Origin of the sequence: Corynebacterium sp. KPL1818, assembly GCF_000478135.1 — a bacterium.
In the GTDB taxonomy this organism is placed as follows: Bacteria; Actinomycetota; Actinomycetes; order Mycobacteriales; family Mycobacteriaceae; genus Corynebacterium; species Corynebacterium accolens.
Genome location: NZ_KI515758.1, coordinates 442,890 through 461,276 on the forward strand (window position 1 = coordinate 442,890; position 18,387 = coordinate 461,276).

The 18,387-nt window shown below is 58.1% G+C and carries 19 protein-coding genes; 11 read left to right on the forward strand and 8 right to left on the reverse strand.

Annotated elements, in window-relative coordinates; all coding sequences use genetic code 11:
- Positions 1-95: 95 nt before the first annotated feature.
- From HMPREF1261_RS01905 to HMPREF1261_RS01935, 7 genes are all read left to right on the forward strand, one after another.
- Positions 96-557 (forward strand): hypothetical protein, encoded by a 462-nt coding sequence (locus tag HMPREF1261_RS01905; protein ID WP_023029764.1) that lies wholly within the window; start codon positions 96-98, stop codon positions 555-557.
- Between the two features lie 84 nt (positions 558-641).
- On the forward strand, positions 642-3,161 hold the full coding sequence (pepN, locus tag HMPREF1261_RS01910) for an aminopeptidase N (RefSeq protein ID WP_023029765.1): 2,520 nt from the start codon (positions 642-644) through the stop codon (positions 3,159-3,161).
- A gap of 94 nt (positions 3,162-3,255) precedes the next feature.
- Positions 3,256-3,804: an RNA polymerase sigma factor gene (locus HMPREF1261_RS01915; protein ID WP_005275963.1), complete on the forward strand. Its 549-nt coding sequence runs from the start codon at positions 3,256-3,258 to the stop codon at positions 3,802-3,804.
- 132 nt (positions 3,805-3,936) lie between these two features.
- Entirely contained in the window at positions 3,937-4,863 is a 927-nt protein-coding gene (gene trxB, locus HMPREF1261_RS01920; RefSeq protein WP_005275966.1) for a thioredoxin-disulfide reductase, read from the forward strand.
- A gap of 7 nt (positions 4,864-4,870) precedes the next feature.
- On the forward strand, positions 4,871-5,194 hold the full coding sequence (gene trxA / locus HMPREF1261_RS01925; RefSeq protein WP_023029766.1) for a thioredoxin: 324 nt from the start codon (positions 4,871-4,873) through the stop codon (positions 5,192-5,194).
- A gap of 82 nt (positions 5,195-5,276) precedes the next feature.
- Complete coding sequence (locus HMPREF1261_RS01930) at positions 5,277-6,458, forward strand: N-acetylmuramoyl-L-alanine amidase (protein ID WP_034657826.1); 1,182 nt, start codon at positions 5,277-5,279, stop codon at positions 6,456-6,458.
- A 101-nt stretch (positions 6,459-6,559) separates the two neighbouring features.
- Positions 6,560-7,921, forward strand: coding sequence for an MFS transporter (locus tag HMPREF1261_RS01935; RefSeq protein ID WP_023029768.1), 1,362 nt, complete (start codon positions 6,560-6,562; stop codon positions 7,919-7,921).
- Between the two features lie 75 nt (positions 7,922-7,996).
- Here HMPREF1261_RS01935 and HMPREF1261_RS01940 read toward each other — a convergent pair whose 3' ends face one another.
- From HMPREF1261_RS01940 to HMPREF1261_RS12660, 8 genes are read right to left on the reverse strand one after another with little or no spacing between them, the layout of a single operon-like run.
- Positions 7,997-9,037, reverse strand: coding sequence for a ParB/RepB/Spo0J family partition protein (locus HMPREF1261_RS01940; RefSeq protein ID WP_005275978.1), 1,041 nt, complete (start codon positions 9,035-9,037; stop codon positions 7,997-7,999).
- A gap of 6 nt (positions 9,038-9,043) precedes the next feature.
- Positions 9,044-9,892 carry a ParA family protein gene (locus HMPREF1261_RS01945; protein ID WP_005275982.1) on the reverse strand — a complete coding sequence of 283 codons (849 nt, stop codon included), beginning with the start codon at positions 9,890-9,892 and terminating at the stop codon, positions 9,044-9,046.
- 10 nt (positions 9,893-9,902) lie between these two features.
- Positions 9,903-10,502 carry a 16S rRNA (guanine(527)-N(7))-methyltransferase RsmG gene (gene rsmG / locus HMPREF1261_RS01950; protein WP_034657987.1) on the reverse strand — a complete coding sequence of 200 codons (600 nt, stop codon included), beginning with the start codon at positions 10,500-10,502 and terminating at the stop codon, positions 9,903-9,905.
- Between the two features lie 33 nt (positions 10,503-10,535).
- Positions 10,536-11,519: a membrane protein insertase YidC gene (yidC, locus tag HMPREF1261_RS01955; RefSeq protein ID WP_023028030.1), complete on the reverse strand. Its 984-nt coding sequence runs from the start codon at positions 11,517-11,519 to the stop codon at positions 10,536-10,538.
- A gap of 13 nt (positions 11,520-11,532) precedes the next feature.
- Positions 11,533-11,814, reverse strand: a complete 282-nt coding sequence (gene yidD / locus HMPREF1261_RS12265) for a membrane protein insertion efficiency factor YidD (RefSeq protein ID WP_172596733.1) — start codon at positions 11,812-11,814, stop codon at positions 11,533-11,535.
- Positions 11,802-12,182 (reverse strand): ribonuclease P protein component, encoded by a 381-nt coding sequence (rnpA, locus tag HMPREF1261_RS01960; protein ID WP_023029770.1) that lies wholly within the window; start codon positions 12,180-12,182, stop codon positions 11,802-11,804. Before rnpA ends, yidD begins: the two co-directional genes overlap by 13 nt.
- Before the next feature lie 3 nt (positions 12,183-12,185).
- Positions 12,186-12,329 (reverse strand): 50S ribosomal protein L34, encoded by a 144-nt coding sequence (gene rpmH / locus HMPREF1261_RS01965; protein ID WP_005275994.1) that lies wholly within the window; start codon positions 12,327-12,329, stop codon positions 12,186-12,188.
- A gap of 1 nt (position 12,330) precedes the next feature.
- Positions 12,331-12,621, reverse strand: a complete 291-nt coding sequence (locus HMPREF1261_RS12660) for a hypothetical protein (protein WP_156907267.1) — start codon at positions 12,619-12,621, stop codon at positions 12,331-12,333.
- Positions 12,622-13,001: 380 nt separating this feature from the next.
- On the opposite strand from HMPREF1261_RS12660, the gene dnaA reads away from it, so the two are divergent.
- The 4 genes from dnaA to HMPREF1261_RS01985 all read left to right on the forward strand — a co-directional run bounded on the left by dnaA (position 13,002) and on the right by HMPREF1261_RS01985 (position 18,258).
- Positions 13,002-14,702 (forward strand): chromosomal replication initiator protein DnaA, encoded by a 1,701-nt coding sequence (gene dnaA, locus HMPREF1261_RS01970; protein WP_023029771.1) that lies wholly within the window; start codon positions 13,002-13,004, stop codon positions 14,700-14,702.
- A gap of 618 nt (positions 14,703-15,320) precedes the next feature.
- Positions 15,321-16,502: a DNA polymerase III subunit beta gene (gene dnaN / locus HMPREF1261_RS01975; protein WP_023016404.1), complete on the forward strand. Its 1,182-nt coding sequence runs from the start codon at positions 15,321-15,323 to the stop codon at positions 16,500-16,502.
- Entirely contained in the window at positions 16,502-17,692 is a 1,191-nt protein-coding gene (gene recF / locus HMPREF1261_RS01980; RefSeq protein WP_023029772.1) for a DNA replication/repair protein RecF, read from the forward strand. The genes dnaN and recF overlap by 1 nt, the downstream gene beginning before the upstream one ends.
- Entirely contained in the window at positions 17,689-18,258 is a 570-nt protein-coding gene (locus HMPREF1261_RS01985) for a DciA family protein (protein ID WP_023029773.1), read from the forward strand. Before recF ends, HMPREF1261_RS01985 begins: the two co-directional genes overlap by 4 nt.
- The last annotated feature ends 129 nt before the right edge of the window (positions 18,259-18,387 follow it).

Here is an 18,387-nt window from a genome sequence, read left to right on the forward strand (position 1 = left end):
TCCCTGCCCAAGACTTTCAAGCTTGCGCCCGCGCTAGGGTGGCACGGGCCCATACCAGAGCAAACTCACCCTTCCTTTGCTCCTAGGATGCAATAATGATGGTGTACACCTCCCTTAGGTACGTGGATTTAATGGATGAATCTGCGCCTACGCGAATGATCGGGCAGATCTTGATTGCCGGGACGAGACGCAAGGAGAACACCATGAAAAAGGCCACTACTTCACGGGGCCTCACCTACGCAACGCTGGGGATATTGGCGGTCTCTTCGTCCCTGTGGGCTATGTACATGCAAGACAATGCATTTGCGATTATTGGCCTGCTTTTGGGAACGGCGGTCACCGCGTGGCAGATTCAGCACTATAAGGCGACGATTCCACTTGTCATAAGTTCCATCGGGGTAGCCGCGGGGATTGTGTCAGCTGTGGGCTTTGCAGCCCGAGAGAGCCTTTCAAGTTCCGCAATGGCATCGTTTGGCTATGCCACGGCTGGCGCATTGATCGTATACCTTATTGTCGCCGCTATCGCGATTATCAAATCTCGGGAAAGTGAGAGCTGAGCCCGGCAGCACAACACTCCATTTATCGATTTCAAATACAATTTCTCGTTAAATCTCCGACTGCGGTAACTATAGTTTCTAACTATGACGACACAACGCGATAAAACCCAGCACGAGCTACTCCAAGAGCGCGCTGCAGCAGTAGACCTGCGGGCATACCACCTGCACCTAGACTTATCTCAGGTGAAGGAAAGCCCCACGTTCGGCGCGACGAGCCGCATCGAGCTCACCACCATCGAGCCCGAGCTTTTCCTGGACTACCTGGGAGAATCGGTAGAGCAGGTAACGGTTAACGGTCAGGCGCAGGACATCGATTTTGATGGCAGCCTTATCCGCCTCCACGGGCTACCGGTAGGGGAGGAGCTAACCATAGAAGTCACTGGCGCCTCGCGCTACTCGCGCACGGGCCAGGGTTTGCACCGCATGCACGACCAGGCCGATGACGCGACCTATCTGTACTCACACCTCGAGCCTTCCGATGCCCGCCGCATCTTCCCCTGCTTTGAGCAACCCGACCTCAAGGCGCCGTTCCACGTCACCATGACCGCTCCGAAGGACTGGCAGATCCTCTCCAACCAGCCGGAGACCGAGCGCGAGGAGCACGGGGACAATGCTACGGTTCGCTTCGCGCCCACCCCGCCGCTCTCGACGTACCTCACCTCTTTTGCCGCGGGGCCTTATAAGTATCAGGAGCGCACCTGGACCTCGCCGGATGGCGAGCACTCCGCGCAGCTGCGCGCCTTTGCCCGCGCCTCCATGTTTGAGTACTTGGACGAGGAAATCCTGGAGCTTACCGCGCAGGGCATGGATTATTTCCACGAGAACTTCGGCTTTGCTTACCCTTGGGGCAAGTACGATTCCATCTTCGTGCCCGAATATAACCTCGGTGCGATGGAAAACCCGGGCCTGGTGACCTTTACGGAAAGCTATATCTTCCGCTCCAAGGCCACGCGCAGCCAGAAGGCCTCTCGCGCAAATACCATTTTGCACGAGATGTCCCACATGTGGTTCGGCGATCTTGTCACCCCGCAGTGGTGGGACGATCTCTGGCTCAAGGAGTCCTTTGCCGAGTTCATGGGCGCCGATGCCTCCGTGCACGCCACCGCCTACGAAGAGGCCTGGGTCAACTTCGCCGGCCAGCGCAAAAACTGGGCCTACCTGCAAGATCAGCTTCCCACCACGCACCCCATCAAGGCCGAGATCCCAGACGTGGATGCCGCGCGCCAGAATTTCGATGGCATTACCTATGCCAAGGGCGCGGCGGTGCTCAAGCAGCTCGTGCACTACGTGGGCCGCGATAACTTTTATGCGGGGGCGCGGGATTACTTCCAGGAGCATGCGTTTTCCGCGGCCACCTTCGATGACCTGCTCACGGCCCTGAAAAAGCACACTGACCGCGACCTCGATTCTTGGTCAAAGGCGTGGCTGCGCACCTGGGGTCCGGATACACTTACCCCGGAGCTGCACACGGAGGGCGAGAAGATCACCGAGCTCGCGGTGAGCGCCGAGGCCGAGGATACGACCCGCCCGCACCGCCTGAGCGTGGCGCTTTTTGATGCCTCCTTGCACAAGTACCGCGAGTTCGACATCGACCTTCCCGCCGGCGGCCACCGCACCATCGTGGATGAGGCGGCGGGGGAGAAGGCCCCGGCATTGCTGCTGCTTAACGATGCCGACCACACCTACACCAAGGTCCGCTTCGACGACGTTTCGCTTGCCACCATTAGCGATCACCTCTCCGAGGTCCAGGATGGGCTCAGCCGCGCGGTCATCTGGACCTCGTTGTGGAACCTCACCAGGGACGGGGAGTGGAATGCGGAGGAGTACGTGGGGGTCGTCGCCAAGCACGCGCCCGCAGAGACCAATGCCACGCTGCTGACCACCGCTTACGGCAATGCGCACTTTGCCATCCAACACTATGTGGCCGAAGATCGCCGCGAGCAGGTGCGCGCCGATTTTGCCGATGCGCTGTGGGAACAGCTCGGTGACACGGATCCGGGCTCGGATGCGCAGCTCATTCTGGCCCGCACCGCCATTGCCGCACTGGCCGCAACGCCTAAGGACTCCGGCACCGATCGCCTGCGTGACCTGCTCGCCGGCGCGGTGGAGGGCCTGCGCCTCGATCCGCAGATCCGCTGGTCCATCCTGCGCGCCCTTGCCGCCCGCGACGCCGTCAAACTGGATGAGCTGGAGGCAGAAAAGCAGCGCGATAATACGCTGACCGGCGCCGCCGAATTCTTGGGCGCTAGCCACGCCTTCCCCACGCCGGAGACCAAGCGGGCCGCCTTCGATAGCGCGCTAACGCCAGAGGAGTACTCCAATGCGGAGGTCGATGCCCTGCTGGCCGGCTTTAATGCCCCGCGCTCGGCGGAGCTGCAAGAAGAATTCGCCGAGGAGTTCTTCCGCCGCGTTGAAGATATTTGGGATAACCACCCGATTGAGATAGCCAACCGGCTGATCCGCGGCCTCTACCCGGAATCTTCCATGGCGGAGTCCGCCACCACGGATCTCCTGCACAAGGATCTGCCGGGTGCGCTGCGCCGCGTGCTTCTGGAGTGCCGCGACCACCTGCGCCGCACCCTGCGCGTGCGCGCCCAGCAGTAGGCGGGTCAATAGACTGTACCGCCGCCGGCTCGCGCCGGAGTTCTCCTCGGGTCACAATTGCTTTAACACTTGTTGATCCGGGGGGAATCTACAGATGCCATTAAGTCCTGACCACAGCGACGAAGAATTAGTTGATGCTTTTATCGAGGGGGATAATAAAGCCTTTTCCGCCATCGTGGAACGCCACCGCAAGCGGCTGACCACCGTGGCGCGGCGTTATACAAGGAATGAGTACGACGCGCAGGATGTCGTGCAAGAAGCCTTCCTGCGCGCCAGCTGCAATCTCCATAACTACCGGCGGGAATCGGCCTTAAGCACGTGGCTGCACCGCCTGGTGAAAAACACCGGCTACGACTATTTAAATCACCGGGCTAATAGGGAAAACGCCTCGCTCGATAGCGATGATTTTGCCGATGATCGCAATCCACTGCTGGCGCATAACCCATCTGAAAACCTTGCCGAGCAGCTCGTCGTCCGCGAGGCCATGGAGCTTTTAAGGCAAGACCAGCGCGAAGCCCTCATGCTTACCGATGTCGCCGGGTTCCGCGTCAACGAAGTTGCCACCGCCCAAGGCGTAAAGCCCGGCACCGTTAAATCTCGCCGCGCACGCGCGCGGGAGGTCTTGCGCGAAGCCATCGGTTAACTACATCTCGATATCGCATCATTCTTGCATCAATTTCGCAGCCGCTAGCCTTTGCAATATGAACGATTCGCAATCTGGCGGGTAGACTCTTGACGTTACGCAAAATGACACTGTGATTTTAGGGAGTTAGCAATGACCGTCCACGATGTTGCCATCGTAGGTTCCGGACCTGCCGGTTATACCGCCGCGCTTTATGCCGCTCGTGCTGAACTCAGCCCCATTGTATTTGAGGGATTTGAATACGGTGGCGAATTAATGAACACCACCGAGGTAGAGAACTACCCGGGCTTCCAAAAGGGCATCATGGGCCCAGAGCTCATGGAAGAAATGCGCGCACAGTCAATCCGCTTTGGCGCGGATCTGCGCATGGAAGTCGTCGACTCCGTTGAGTTGGAGGGCGATATTAAAAAGCTCCACGTGGGCGATGAGGTATTTGAAGCCCGCACGGTAATCCTCGCCACCGGCGCCGCACCGCGCCACCTTGGCATTCCCGGCGAGGAAGAGCTATCCGGCCGCGGTGTTTCCACCTGCGCTACGTGCGATGGCTTCTTCTTCAAGGGCCACAATATCGCCGTCATCGGCGGCGGCGATTCCGCCATGGAGGAAGCTACCTTCCTGACCAAGTTCGCGGAGTCTGTCACCATTGTCAACCGCTCCGAAAACTTCCGCGCGTCCAAGATCATGTTGGACCGCGCCCAGGAGAACGAGCAGATTAAGTGGGAAACCAATAAGGTTGTCGAGCGCGTGCTTGAAGATGACGGCAAGGTCGGCGGCCTAGAGCTCAAGGACGTTGAGACTGGGGAAACCTCCACCTTGGATGTCACCGCCATGTTCGTTGCCATTGGCCACGATCCGCGCTCGTCCTTCCTCAACGGCCAGGTAAAGCTGAACGATAACGGCTACGTTGAGGTGGATCAGCCCTCCACTAAGACCTCCCTGCCTGGCGTTTTCGCTTGCGGTGACTTGGTAGATGATCACTATCAGCAGGCCATCACCGCCGCAGGATCTGGCTGCCGCGCTGCCATGGATGCGGAACAATTCTTGGCTGCAAACCGTTAGATCCAGTATGAGTAACGTCAAAAAGGTAACCACTGAAACATTCCGTTCTGATGTCATCGAGTCGGATAAACCCGTCGTCGTAGACTTCTGGGCGGAATGGTGCGGGCCATGCAAGAAGCTGTCTCCGATCTTAGAAGAGGTCGCAGATGAGCTCGACGGTGAAGTCACCATCGCCCAGGTCAACGTCGATGAAGAACGAAACCTTGGCGCCATGTTCCAAATCATGTCCATCCCAAATGTATTGATTTTCAACAATGGCGAGAAGGTCGATGAGTTCGTTGGCCTGCGTTCTAAAGATGACATCGTGGCGCAAGTGAAAAAGCAGTTATAGCTGTTAATCTTGTTACTAAAGTTAACGAGTAGGAAATCTGCCATGCGGCCCAAAGTCCTAGGCCGTGGAAGGGGTGAAAGGCGTGAATCGCGTTCTTCGGGTTGGTGATTCAAGTGTGCGCGTAGCTGAAGCTCGCGCCACCTTGGCTCGCCTTGGCCTCTTATCAGATTTCACGGGGGAACTGTCTGCCTGGAAAAAGCAGAAGTACTCCGAGACTGATAAGACCTTTGATACCGATCTCGCTGAAGTGCTCAAGGCATTTCAGCAGTCGCGCGGCATCCTCCCAACGGGAGAGATCGACGATCTCACCCTGCGCGAGTTACGCCAAGCCTCTTATACCCTGGGTAGCCGTGTATTGAGCTACGAGCCCACCAATGCCTTGGTGGGCGATGACATTTCGCAATTGCAGCAGCAACTGCAAGAGCTTGGGTTTTATCAAGACCGCGTCGATGGTCATTTTGGCCGCACTACCCACGCCGCGCTCACCGAATACCAGCACAATTGCGGGCTGCAGGAAGACGGCGTGTGTGGCCCCGCGACCATTCGCGCGCTCAGCTTGCTCGGCCGCCGCATCACCGGCGGTTCGGCGCACAATATTTTGGAGCGCGAGCGCGTGCGCAATGCCGGACCAAAGCTGGCTGGCAAGCGCGTGGTCATTGACCCTGCGCTGAGCGGCCGGGACTCCGGCTTCACCGTCAAGGGCCGTTTTGGTGATATCTCTGAGCAAGAAATCCTTTGGGATCTCACCCAACGCATCGAAGGCCGCATGATCGCCGCCGGCATGGAAACCATTATTTCGCGCCCCCGCACCGATGATGCGGACGTGCAATCCCGTGCCGAGCTGGCCAATGCCTTTGATGCCGATATGGTCATCTCTTTGGCGTGCGATTCTTATCCCAACGAGAAGGCCCACGGCGTAGCCACGTTCTACTTTGGTTCCGAATCCGGAAACTCTTCACTCATTGGTGAAACCCTATCCGGCTTCATCCAGCGTGAAATTGTGGCCCGCACCGATCTACAGGACTGTTCTAACCACGGCCGCACCTGGGATCTCTTGCGCCTGACGCAAATGCCGGTGGTACAAATCTTTTTGGGTTATCTCACCAACCCTGAGGACGTCAAAATCCTGACCAACCCTAAGCGCCGTGATGATATTGCAGAAGCAATCGTCATCGCCGTCAAGCGCATGTACCTCATGGAGCAAGACACCGCCATTACCGGCACCTACAAATTCTCCGAACTTCTCCAGGCGGAGCAGGCTTAGCCCTCCTCACTAGGTTTGGGGCGCAGGCATTCTTTTGTGGCGTAGCCACCGTGTAATATCAGTCCAGTTATTGACTACTACACAGTGAATGGATTCCCATTATGGGCAGCTCAACCTCCGCCCCAATTTCCAGAAAAGAAACTCGCCGCGTGGTAGCTGCCACCACAATCGGAACCGCGATTGAATGGTACGACTACTTTCTCTATGCCGCGGTTGCCGGCTTGGTATTCAACCAAGTGATGTTCGGCCCCTTAGAAGGCGGGGTAGCCAGCATCGTGTCCTTCGCCTCCGTGGGCCTGTCCTTCCTCTTTCGCCCGCTTGGCGCATTCCTAGCGGGCCATTTTGGTGACCGCCTTGGCCGCCGCCTCGTTCTCATGGTCACCCTTTTTGCCATGGGCGGGGCCACCACACTGATTGGCCTTCTGCCCACCTACGATACGGCGGGAGTATGGGCTCCCATCCTGTTGATTTTCCTCCGCATCATTCAAGGCATTTCTGCCGGGGGAGAGTGGGGGTCAGCGGTACTGCTTGCAGTTGAGCACGCTCCCAACGATAAGCGCGGCCTCTTCGGCGCTGGACCACAGATCGGAGTCCCCATCGGCCTGCTGATGTCCTCTGGCGTGCTGTCCATCATGAACATCATCGCGCCAGGGGATGCCTTCCTTGAGTGGGGTTGGCGCGTGCCGTTCTTGCTTTCCTTTGTCCTCGTGATCATCGGTTACGCCGTCCGCGTCGGCGTAGATGAATCACCGGTTTTTCAGGAGATCTCAGATAATAAGAAACGCGAGGCGGCAAACCCCATTGGGATCCTTTTCAAACGGTATTTCCCGCTTGTCCTCGTCGCGGCCCTAGTCTTTGCCGGCAATGGCACCGTGGGCTATATGACCACCGGTGGCTATATCCAAAATTACGCCACCAACCCTGAGGGCCCGGTCTCGCTCGCGCGTGGCGATGTCCTCAATGCCGTCACCCTATCCGCCTTCACGTGGCTTATCTTTACCCTTTTCGCCGGCTGGTTATCGGACTACATCGGGCGCCGCGCGACGTATCTCATCGGATTTGTCATTCAAGCAATCGGCGCAGCGGCCCTTTTCCCGCTGGTAAATACGGCGTCCCTAGGATTGCTGTATGCCGCCCTCATTTTCCTGACGGTAGGCCTCGGATTAACCTACGGTGCGCAATCTGCCATGTATACCGAGCTTTTCCCTGCATCCATCCGTGCCTCGGGCGTATCGATTACCTATGCCATCGGTTCCGTCCTCGGCGGCGCCTTCGCCCCGATGATCGCCGCAGCATTGGTAGAAGCAACAGGCACGACCTTCGCGGTTTCCGTCTACCTCGTATCCGCAAGCATCGTCGGATTTATTGCGGCCCTACTCCTGCGCGAGCGCAAGGGCATTCCGCTTGGCGCCGAATACGAGGAAGAACAAGCCAAGGGCCACTTCATCTTTTCTAAGAAATAGTGCCCTCGCTCTAAAGAGGAGGGCACTCACCTTGCGGAAGTGGCAGGCACCTGGGGAACCTGCCACAGGAGCCAGTTATTTATCCCGCTCCATCAGCGCCATGATGCGCTCGAAATCTTCCTGGTCGCCGAATTCTACGACCATCTTGCCCTTGCGCTTGCCCATGGTCACGGTCACCTTAGTATCGAAGCGATCTGAGAGGCGCTCGGCCGAGTCGGTGAAAAATTGCGGTTGCGGTACCTGAGACTTCTTCTTATTCTCCGCAGGCTTCCCGTCGCGCTTATATAGCGTCACGGCTTCCTCGGTCGCGCGCACGGACAAGCCCTCCGAAATAACCCGGTCCGCGATGTAGTCCATCGCTTCCTTGTCATCGAGGCCCAAGATAGCGCGGGCGTGACCAGCCGAGAGGGTGCCTGCGGCGACTCGCTTTTGCACATCCACTGGCAACCGCAGCAGGCGAAGCATGTTGGTCACCTGCGGGCGGGAGCGGCCAATGCGGTCCGCTAGTTCGTTCTGGGTAACGCCGAACTCTTCCAAAAGCTGCTGATAGGCGTGTGCCTCTTCCAAAGGGTTGAGCTGGACGCGGTGGATGTTTTCCAGCAGGGCATCGCGCAGCAGATTGTCATCTTTGGTATCGCGCACGATGGCGGGGATGGTGGCCAGGCCAGCCTTGGAGGAGGCGCGCCAACGGCGCTCACCCATGATGAGCTCAAATCCGCCCTCCTCGGAGGGGCGGACGACGACCGGCTGTAGGAGGCCGAACTCGCGGATGGAGTGAACCAGCTCGCTGAGCTCATCCTCATCAAAAACGGTTCGCGGCTGCTTGGGGTTGGGGACGATTTCCCCCACGGAAATCTCGCGATAGGTCGCACCGATTGCTGCCGGCGTAGCTTGCCGCTTCTTGGAGGACTTGGACCCAGAGCCTTGTTGAATGGTGGGAGCGCCCTTCACGCGCTTCTCACCGCGTGCCTTGCGCTCGCTATTGCCCGTGGAATTTCCCAGGATAATATCTGCGGCGGAATCACCCAGCCGTGGCTTGCGGGTGGGTGCATCGGGGCCGGACGGGATGAGAGCGGCCAAGCCTTTGCCTAGGCCACCTTGCTTTTGTTCTGCCATGAAATCCTATCCTTCCAACTCCGCATAAATTTCGGGGCTCACGCCAATCGCTCCCGTGGTGGGATGCGGGCGATAATCACCGCGCCTGTTCAGCTCGCGAGCCGCCGCGAGGTACGCCCGTGCACCGGTGGATGAAGGGGCGTAATCAATCACCGTGGTCCCATAACCAGGCGCCTCTGAGACGCGCACTGAACGCGGGATGACGTTGCCCATGACAACGGCGCCAAATTGCTCACGAACGTTATCGGCCACATCCTCGGCCAAACGCGTACGTGCATCATACATGGTAAGGAGCACCGCAGAGATATGCAGATCTTCATTGAGATGCTCGCGAATCATCGTGATATTGCCCAATAACTGGCCCACGCCCTCCAGTGCGTAGTACTCGCACTGGATAGGAATGATGACTTCCTCCGCACACGTCATGGCGTTGATCGTCAGCAAGCCCAAAGATGGCGGGCAATCAATAAAGACGTATTCAAAGCCGTGCTCTTCTAAGAACCCTTTATGGAGGGCATCGTAAAGCCGAAACTCGCGGCGCACGAGAGATACCATCTCAATTTCCGCGCCGGCAAGATCGATAGTCGCGGGGATGCAATAAAGGTTGGAATTATGCGGGGAAGCCTGCATGGCCTTTTCCGCAGTGCAATCGCCCAAGAGCAATTCATAGCTGGAATCGGTTCCTGAGCTATGTTCCGCGCCCATGGCGGTCGATGCGTTTCCCTGGGGGTCAAGGTCAATGACCAATACCTTCTTGCCTTCAGTAGCAAGGGCTGCGGCCAAGTTAGCGGCGGAGGTGGTTTTACCTACGCCGCCTTTCTGGTTAGCAATGGTGATAAGGCGCGGATTAGTCATGCCGTCTACTTTAGTTCACGCGCGGGACACGGATAATCGTGGTTCCGTGAACAGTCGTGACCTCGGCCTTTCCGCCGCCGGCCTTCTTAATATCCGCGGCATCGCGCTCCAGCTCTTCGTGTACAGAAGAACCTTTCAGCGCGACCATCTCCCCGCCTTTGCGCACTAGGGGAAGAGACCACTTTGCCAGCTTTCCCAGGGGAGCTACCGCGCGGGAGGTCACCACGTCCGCGCCGGCTACGGCCTTTTTAATGGGGCCTTCTTCGGCGCGCCCGCGCAGGACGGTGACGTTATCTAACCCCAGCTTTTCGGTCACCTCGTTGAGGTAGTTATAGCGCTTTAACAGCGGCTCAATGAGCGTGATGTGCAGATCGGGGCGGGCGATGGCAAGCGGGATGCCGGGCAGCCCGGCACCAGAGCCGACATCGATAACCGTGGCGCCTTCTGGAATTACTTGTTCAATGACGGCGCAGTTTAAGATGTGGCGCTCCCACAGCCGCGGTACCTCGCGCGGGCCGATAAAACCACGAGTGGACCCGTCTGTAGCGAGCGAATCGTGGTATTCCTGCGCGAGCGGCAGGCGAGAGCCAAATACTGCAGACGGGTCCATCTCGGACACTATGAGAATCTCCTCAGTAGCTGTTTAGTTGTCGTTCTTCCGCTGTTTCTTGGTGCGGTTGTCTTTCTTGCGAGCGCCTGGCTTTGGAGCGGTAGTGCGCTTGGCCTCAATCTTAGCGGCCTCTTCCTCTTCTTCTTCGCGGTCCATCTTGCCGTAGATGATGCGGGTCTGGAAGAAGGTCCACACGGTGTTGGACAGCATGTAGAACAGCAAACCGATGGGCCAGATGAAGCCGGAGAAGATCAGCATTGCGGGCATGACCCACAGCATCATCTTGGACATCATGGCCATCTGCTGCTGCATCATTTCCGCATTCTGACCCTGCGGGGCAGAAGTCTTGCCCTGGGCGCGGCGCTTTTCCTGGCGGTTCAGGCTCATGCGCGCGTTGAAGTGCATCAGCACGACAATCACGGCAATCATCGGCACGATGATGAACGCCGCCTGGGTGGTGGTGGTAACACCTTCCACCAAGGGCGAGTTCAGGCGCAGGTTCGTCACCAGCGGAACGCCGAAGATCTTGGCGTCCAAGAATTGCTGGACGAGCTCCGGCTTAAAGATGTAGTTCGCGGTATTGGCATTGTCCTCAATGGACATCGGCTCGCCGCTGGGGTGTCCAAAGCCGCCGGCTACAGACACCGTGCGGTCGAACGAGCGCAGCACGTGGAAAAGACCAATGAACATTGGAATCTGCACCAAGACCGGAAGGCAGCCGGCCATCGGGCGGACGCCAGCGTCCTTATAGACCTTCTGCATTTCCTGCGCGGCGCGAGCCTGATCCTTGCCGTACTTCGCGCGGATTTCCTGCACCTTGGGCTGGATTTCCTGCATCTTGCGCGAAGATCGAATCTGGCTCACGGTGGGCTTGACCATGAGCGCCTTCAGCGTCCAGGTCAGCAGCACGATGGCCAAAATCCACGTAATGCCCCATGCGGGATCCATTACGAGGGATAGCAGCCAGTGCCAGAACCATAAAACGGCCGAAATTGGCCAGTAAATGAAATTAAGCACGAGTGTTTAATCCTCAGTTGTTGTTGGTGACCGGTACCGGGACTGGATCGAATCCGCCCGGATGCCAGGGCCCACATTTGCACACCCTAGCCATTGCCATCGCCGTACCTTTAAGCGCGCCGTGACGGGACAACGCCTCTAAGGCATAAGCACTGCATGTCGGTTCGAACCGACAGGTTGATACCATCTTAAGGCCCGAGACATGTTTTTGGTAGAAACGAACCGCTTTAACCAGCGGCGCGGCCAGTCCGGAGGCTGCAGGAATTTCTTCCCCACGGGTATTTAAATATCCCATTGCTTGCGCAGCGCCTTAGTAATATCTTTTTCTAATTGCTCACTGGTGGCGGTCGCGCTTGCAGGTAGCGCACGAATCACGACATCCACGCCCGCTGGGAGCTTGGGGATGAGCGTCATGCACACATGGCGAAGCCGCCGGGAGGTGCGGTGGCGTACCACTGCATTCCCGACGGCTTTAGAAACAATGAGGCCGAATCGCGGCCCAGTGGCCGCGACCTCGGCCGGATTGCCCATGGTGCCAATGGAATTCGCACTCATGGTGTCGCGCGCATGCACGACGACGGTGCGAGTGCCCTGCCGGCGACTGCCCTTCATCGTCCGCCGAAATTGCGGCGGCGATGTGAGCTTGTGGTGGGCTGGCAGCATGACTTATGCGGACAGCTTTGCGCGGCCCTTCTTGCGGCGAGCGGCCACAATTGCACGACCGGAGCGGGTGCTCATGCGAGTGCGGAAACCGTGCTTACGTGCACGGCGACGGTTGTTCGGCTGGAACGTGCGCTTACCCTTTGCCACGTCAATTCTCCTTGAAGTTGTACGTGGACATACTGCCGCCTGAAAACGGCAGCACATCCACTGATGAATGGATTCCATGAACCTGACGCGTCACTGTTATCCAAATGCTCGGCGAGCCTTGGTAGCCCAGCCAATGCGAAGTGACGCCGTCCTGTTCATACGCAACTCTCTGTTGCAATAGACCATGCCAGATTACGTGATTTAAACCGCTGGAAACAAATCGACACCCGGTTACACCCGAAATTACATAAGTGTTTTTTCCTGCAGCTAGAGGGCCAGTTTTCGCGCTCATGCTGCGGCTAATCCTTCGCGCCGCAACCCTCCATAGCATTTTGCATTTTAAGTATAAATCCTCCGTTAGACACACCCGCCTTCGCGGCGGTAGAACTAAGGAATCGAATTCCACAGCAAGCGAACCGTTGTGGATAACTCTAAATAACCACTTGAGAGTTTTACTGTTTCCGCAGTACAACACCATAAAGTGGGCTATCACAAGTTATCCACAGCCATGCACTAAGCTGTGAATAACTATTTCTTCCACACCTGTGGATAACTCTGTGGAGATCGAGGTGACTCGATAAAAACCACTGTGAAAACCGCGGTGGAATCCACCGTGGAATTTGTTATTTACTGTCCACCCGTCCCCGAGAGAATTATTGAAGGTAGCCCGTTGTGACTGAACCACAAGCGAACCTAGAAGCTGTGTGGCGCGCGATCGTCGATGATCTGCTCGCGCAATCCGAACAGCCCAACTCTGAGGTCCCGAGCTTTTCGCATACGCAACGGCTCTACCTGCAGCTGGTTCGCCCGATCATGATGGTGGAAGGCTACACGCTGGTCGCAGCGGAAAATGTCAACGCCAAAGAAGTCGTAGAAAATGAGCTCGGCGGATATATTTCCAAGGCCCTTACCCGCCACCTCGGTCGCCCGTGTTCCTTCGCCGTTACCCTGGCTACCCCGCAAGAGCCACAACCGCCGGCTGACCCGTCGAATTCGCAGGCGGCACCGAGAGGGGCATCGGCAAGCACGCAGGCCCCTTCCTCCCAACCCAACCCGCCGGCACAGCACATGCCACCGGCGCAGACCGATTCTTCCTCCGCGCACAGTTACGTCTCTCGCCCCCAGCAAACGGATGCGGCGGCAGCCCGCGGAAATAACAACTCCACCGCAGGTCAGACCCCGCCTAATTGGCGCTCCAGCCATGCCCCGGCAAGCCTGGATGAATTGGCGGAGCACTACACCAGCCAGCAGGACTATAACCGCCAGCAACCAGAATTTGGCGGATCTGCGAATGCCGCGCGCATTCCGCGGGAGGCCCCGGCGCACGATCCCAACCGCGAAACCTCGCTAAACCCGAAGCACACTTTTGAAAGCTTCGTCATCGGTTCTTCGAATCGTTTTGCCAATGGCGCGGCAGTAGCGGTGGCGGAAAATCCCGCCCGCGCCTATAACCCGCTATTTATCTGGGGCGGTTCTGGACTGGGCAAAACGCACCTTTTGCATGCCGCCGGCAACTACGCACAGGTGCTACACCCGGGGCTGCGCGTGAAATACGTGTCCTCGGAAGAATTTACGAATGACTATATTAATTCCTTGCGCGATGACCGCCAGGAATCCTTCAAGCGGCGCTACCGCAACCTCGATATTTTGATGGTGGATGACATCCAGTTCTTAGAGGGCAAGGAATCCACGCAGGAGGAGTTCTTCCACACCTTCAATGCGCTGCACCAGGCCAATAAACAGATCATTTTGTCCTCGGACCGGCCGCCAAAACAGCTCACCACGCTGGAGGATCGCCTGCGCACGCGCTTTGAGGGCGGGCTGATTACAGATATTCAACCGCCTGACCTGGAAACCCGCATCGCCATTTTGATGAAGAAGGCCGCCGCCGATGGCACTGAGGTGGATCGCTCCGTCCTGGAGCTCATCGCCTCGCGCTTCGAGTCTTCCATCCGCGAGCTCGAGGGCGCGCTCATTCGCGTATCCGCGTACTCCTCCCTGGTCAATGAGCCGATCAACGTGGAAATGGCAGAAATTGCGTTGCGCGATCTCGCGCCGGATTCTGCTGACAGGCAAATTACCGCGGCCTCCATCATGGAGGTCACCGCGGAATACTTCGATATTGATGTAGAAACTCTGCGCGGTGCTGGCAAGAAGCGCGCGGTGGCCCACGCCCGCCAGCTGGCGATGTACCTCTGCCGCGAATTGACCGAGCTATCGCTGCCCAAGATTGGCGAGCAATTCGGCGGCAAGGACCACACCACGGTGATCTACGCCGATCGCAAGATCCGCAAAGAGATGACTGAAAAGCGCAATACCTACGACGAGATCCAGTCCCTGACCCAGCGCATCAAGAATCGCGGTCGCGCCTAGATCAAACGAACCACTCGGTGGCGTCTTCCTTAAATAACAGGAAGGCGCCATTTTTGTAAGCAGGCGCCGCGCTTGCCGATGCCCCCACCTTTCACCGCCGCCTACCTGCGGTTATGTCCCTGTAAAGACCGTATGAACAGCTATCCACAGAGTTATCCACACCTGTGTAATTTCACGGATGTAATTTGTAGATTTTGCTCACAGTTTTAAATTCCACAGGCCCTATCCAGCACAGACGCCCCTGTGATCAGCGCTGTGTGCAGATCCGTGGAAAACTAGTGCAGGCTGTGGATAAAACGATGACCCGCCAATTTATCCACATTCCGGGCCGGTTGATCACAGCAAGATCACAAGAATTGGCACACCCCGGATCGCCGCGCTGAACTTGTCATTTACCCCGTTGATCACAGATCCCACAGCGCTTATTACTACTACTAAATTATTTCTCTGATCTTGTAAGTAGAAAGGGGATGTGTGGAATTGTGCCCGACGCCGAGCACGCGGCGCTGGCTCGGACGGGCGGAGGGAAAACTACAAGGTTCACCGGATGCGGTAAGTTGGAAGCCAGCTTTTGAAAGTTACACATTCCTACCCCGCCAAAGAGGAGCTCTTCGCACCATGGATGAAGCCGTGTCATTTCGCGTTGCCAAAGATGACCTTGCCAACGCCGTAGCGTGGGTTGCCCGCAGCCTGCCTTCCAAGGTCACCCAGCCAGTGCTGCGCGCGATGCTCATCACCGCTGATGACAACGGCTTAGAGTTCACCGGCTTTGATTACGAGGTTTCTACCAAGGTGCGCATCGCCGGCATGGTGGATGAGCCCGGCCAGATCGCCGTTGCCGGTAAATTGCTTTCCGATATCGTGGCTACCTTGCCCAATAAGGAAGTTGAGATCTCCCAGGTAGATTCCAAGGCTTTGGTTACTTGTGGGTCCTCCCGCTTCGAGCTACCGCTCATCCCGCTCGATGATTACCCGCAATTGCCAGTCCTGCCTGAGGTCACCGGCACGATCCAACCGCAGCTCTTCGCAGAGGCCATCCAGCAGGTGGCATCCGCAGCCGGCAAGGATGACACCTTGCCCATGCTCACTGGCGTGCACATGGATATCCACGGCAAGGATATTGAGATGACGGCAACGGACCGCTTCCGTTTGGCCATGCGCACCCTCGAATGGGAGCCGGCTGCTGAGGACGTTGAGGCTAAGCTCCTGGTCCCGGCAAAGACCTTGCAAGATACCGGCCGCAGCCTGGATCCGCATTTGAATATTCCCATCGAGATCGCGGTGGGTTCCGGCGATAATATCGGCGCCGATGGCCTATTTGGCCTGCACGCGGATAACCGAGAAACCACTACGCGCATGCTGGATGCGGATTTCCCAAACGTCCAGCCCCTGCTTCCGAAGTCGCACACGAATATTGCCTCCGTTGAGGTAGCGCCGCTGCAAGAGGCCATTCGCCGCGTTTCCCTGCTGACGGACCGCAATGCGCAGATCCGCATGGAATTTGCCGATGGCCAGGTCACCCTGTCCGCCGGCGCCGATGCCGGTAATGCCACCGAGACGCTGCCGTGCGCGTTCCATGGCCGCGATGAATTCCTCATCGCCTTCAACCCGGGCTATTTGAAGGACGGCCTGGCGGTCATCAACACCGATCGCGTGGTCTTCGGGTTTACGGAGCCTTCCCGCCCCGCCATCATGATCCCGGAGCCAGAGGAACTGCCGGAAGCGGATGAGGATGGCAATTTCCCCACGCCGCAGACCAACTTCACCTACCTCTTAATGCCGGTTCGCCTGCCAGGTTAATGTTTATACGGGATCTCGATGTTCGGGATTTTCGCTCATGGCCCGAACTAAAGCTTGAGCTGGGCCCAGGGATTACTCTGTTTGTGGGCCGCAATGGCTTTGGCAAGACCAATATCGTGGAAGCCGTGGGCTATACCGCCCACCTGTCTTCCCACCGCGTCTCCCATGATTCGCCGCTGGTGCGCCAGGGCGCGCAGAGCGCGCGGGTGTCCCTTACTGCCGTCAATCAGGGGCGCGAATTAACCACCCACCTGCTGATAAAACCCCACGCCGCCAACCAGGCGCAGATTAACCGCACGAGGCTGCGCAGCCCGCGCGAGTTGCTCGGCGTGGTGAAAACGGTACTGTTTTCTCCTGAGGATTTGGCTTTGGTGCGCGGTGAGCCCGCGGGGCGCCGCGCGTATCTCGATAGCATCATCGCCTCGCGCACCCCGCGCCTAGCTGGGGTTAAGGCGGATTATGACAAGGTATTAAAGCAGCGCAATGCGTTGTTGAAGTCGGCATCGGCAAGCTTGCGGCGCGGCTATGGCGATAGCGACGGCGCCTCGGCGCTGTCCACGCTGGATACGTGGGATGCCCAGCTCGCACGCTTAGGCGCACAGGTTATTGCGGCGCGCCTTGCGCTTGTCGATGCCCTCTTGGACCACATTCCCGCCGCCTATGCCGGCCTCGCACCGGAGTCGAGGCCTGCGCACGTGGAGTATAAATCCACCATTGATACCTCTGACCGCGAGGTGCTGGAGGCCGTCATGCTGACCGAGCTGGCCTCTGCCCGGCAGCGCGAGATCGAGCGCGGCATCTCTCTGGTGGGCCCGCACCGCGATGATCTCGTGCTCCACCTGGGGGATCAGCCGGCCAAGGGTTTTGCCAGCCACGGCGAAACCTGGTCTTATGCCATCGCCCTGCGCTTGGCGGAGTTTGAGCTCCTGCGCGAAGAAGGGGGATCCGATCCGGTCCTCATCTTGGATGATGTCTTTGCCGAGCTTGATGCCAAGCGCCGCACCCAGCTGGTTCACCTCGCCGCCACGGCAGAACAGGTGCTTATCACCGCCGCGGTGGATGAGGATTTACCGGATAACCTGGAGCCCATCGTGCGTTACCGGGTAGGAGTGGAAGATACGGACCAGGGGCGCATTTCCACCCTGCACACGGAAGCAACAGCAGGAGAGGCTAGCGAGGAAGAAGCATGAGTGAGGAAGAAGGGGACACCGGCACGCAGCGCACGGATCCCGTTACCCAATACTTCCGGTTGGTGCGCTCTACCTCGAAGAGTCCGCCAAAGCTTACGCGCCCAGTGCCGAAGATGCCGGTGCCCTCCTTGGCGGATGCCCAACAGCAGAACTATCGCGGCTACCAGGTGGGCAGGCCTACCGGCGCCGATGGCAGGAGGCCGCGGCGAAAGATTGATGTGCCGAGCCTGGGCGCACAGATTAAAAAGGAGATTTCCCACCGCGGCTGGGAGCATGAATTAGCGCACGGCTGGGTGATGGGGAATTGGGAAAGCCTGGTGGGCGAGCGCATTGCCGCCCATACGCAGCCGCAAAGAATCAAGGACAAGATCGTCTACATTTCCTGCGATAACTCCACTTGGGCCACGGAACTGCGCTACCTGCAGCGGGAAATCCTGCGCAAAATTGCGGACCGGCTCGGCCCCGATGTCATCGCTGAACTGCGGATCCATGGCCCGCGGCAGCAGCGCAATTACGAGGGTCGGCAGTGGGTGAAACCGCAGGGATCGCAAGATACCTACGGCTGATAAGTGGCTGATAGGTGCAGGTTAGCTCTGCCGTTTAAAAGATAAATAACCACAGAGAGCGCCACATAGCTACCTCTGGCCGGTGTGGGGTGTCATTCAGTAGGGGGTATGCGTGTAGAATAGTGAAAG

What these genes read in the sequence shown, in the direction of transcription:
- HMPREF1261_RS01905 (WP_023029764.1), top strand. Translation starts at nt 96, where the DNA reads ATGATGGTGTACACCTCCCTTAGGTACGTGGATTTAATGGATGAATCT.
- pepN (WP_023029765.1), top strand. Translation starts at nt 642, where the DNA reads ATGACGACACAACGCGATAAAACCCAGCACGAGCTACTCCAAGAGCGC.
- HMPREF1261_RS01915 (WP_005275963.1), top strand. Translation starts at nt 3,256, where the DNA reads ATGCCATTAAGTCCTGACCACAGCGACGAAGAATTAGTTGATGCTTTT.
- trxB (WP_005275966.1), top strand. Translation starts at nt 3,937, where the DNA reads ATGACCGTCCACGATGTTGCCATCGTAGGTTCCGGACCTGCCGGTTAT.
- trxA (WP_023029766.1), top strand. Translation starts at nt 4,871, where the DNA reads ATGAGTAACGTCAAAAAGGTAACCACTGAAACATTCCGTTCTGATGTC.
- HMPREF1261_RS01935 (WP_023029768.1), top strand. Translation starts at nt 6,560, where the DNA reads ATGGGCAGCTCAACCTCCGCCCCAATTTCCAGAAAAGAAACTCGCCGC.
- HMPREF1261_RS01940 (WP_005275978.1), bottom strand. Translation starts at nt 9,037, where the DNA reads ATGGCAGAACAAAAGCAAGGTGGCCTAGGCAAAGGCTTGGCCGCTCTC.
- HMPREF1261_RS01945 (WP_005275982.1), bottom strand. Translation starts at nt 9,892, where the DNA reads ATGACTAATCCGCGCCTTATCACCATTGCTAACCAGAAAGGCGGCGTA.
- rsmG (WP_034657987.1), bottom strand. Translation starts at nt 10,502, where the DNA reads ATGGACCCGTCTGCAGTATTTGGCTCTCGCCTGCCGCTCGCGCAGGAA.
- yidD (WP_172596733.1), bottom strand. Translation starts at nt 11,814, where the DNA reads ATGGGATATTTAAATACCCGTGGGGAAGAAATTCCTGCAGCCTCCGGA.
- rnpA (WP_023029770.1), bottom strand. Translation starts at nt 12,182, where the DNA reads ATGCTGCCAGCCCACCACAAGCTCACATCGCCGCCGCAATTTCGGCGG.
- HMPREF1261_RS12660 (WP_156907267.1), bottom strand. Translation starts at nt 12,621, where the DNA reads ATGAGCGCGAAAACTGGCCCTCTAGCTGCAGGAAAAAACACTTATGTA.
- dnaN (WP_023016404.1), top strand. Translation starts at nt 15,321, where the DNA reads ATGGATGAAGCCGTGTCATTTCGCGTTGCCAAAGATGACCTTGCCAAC.
- recF (WP_023029772.1), top strand. Translation starts at nt 16,502, where the DNA reads ATGTTTATACGGGATCTCGATGTTCGGGATTTTCGCTCATGGCCCGAA.
- HMPREF1261_RS01985 (WP_023029773.1), top strand. Translation starts at nt 17,689, where the DNA reads ATGAGTGAGGAAGAAGGGGACACCGGCACGCAGCGCACGGATCCCGTT.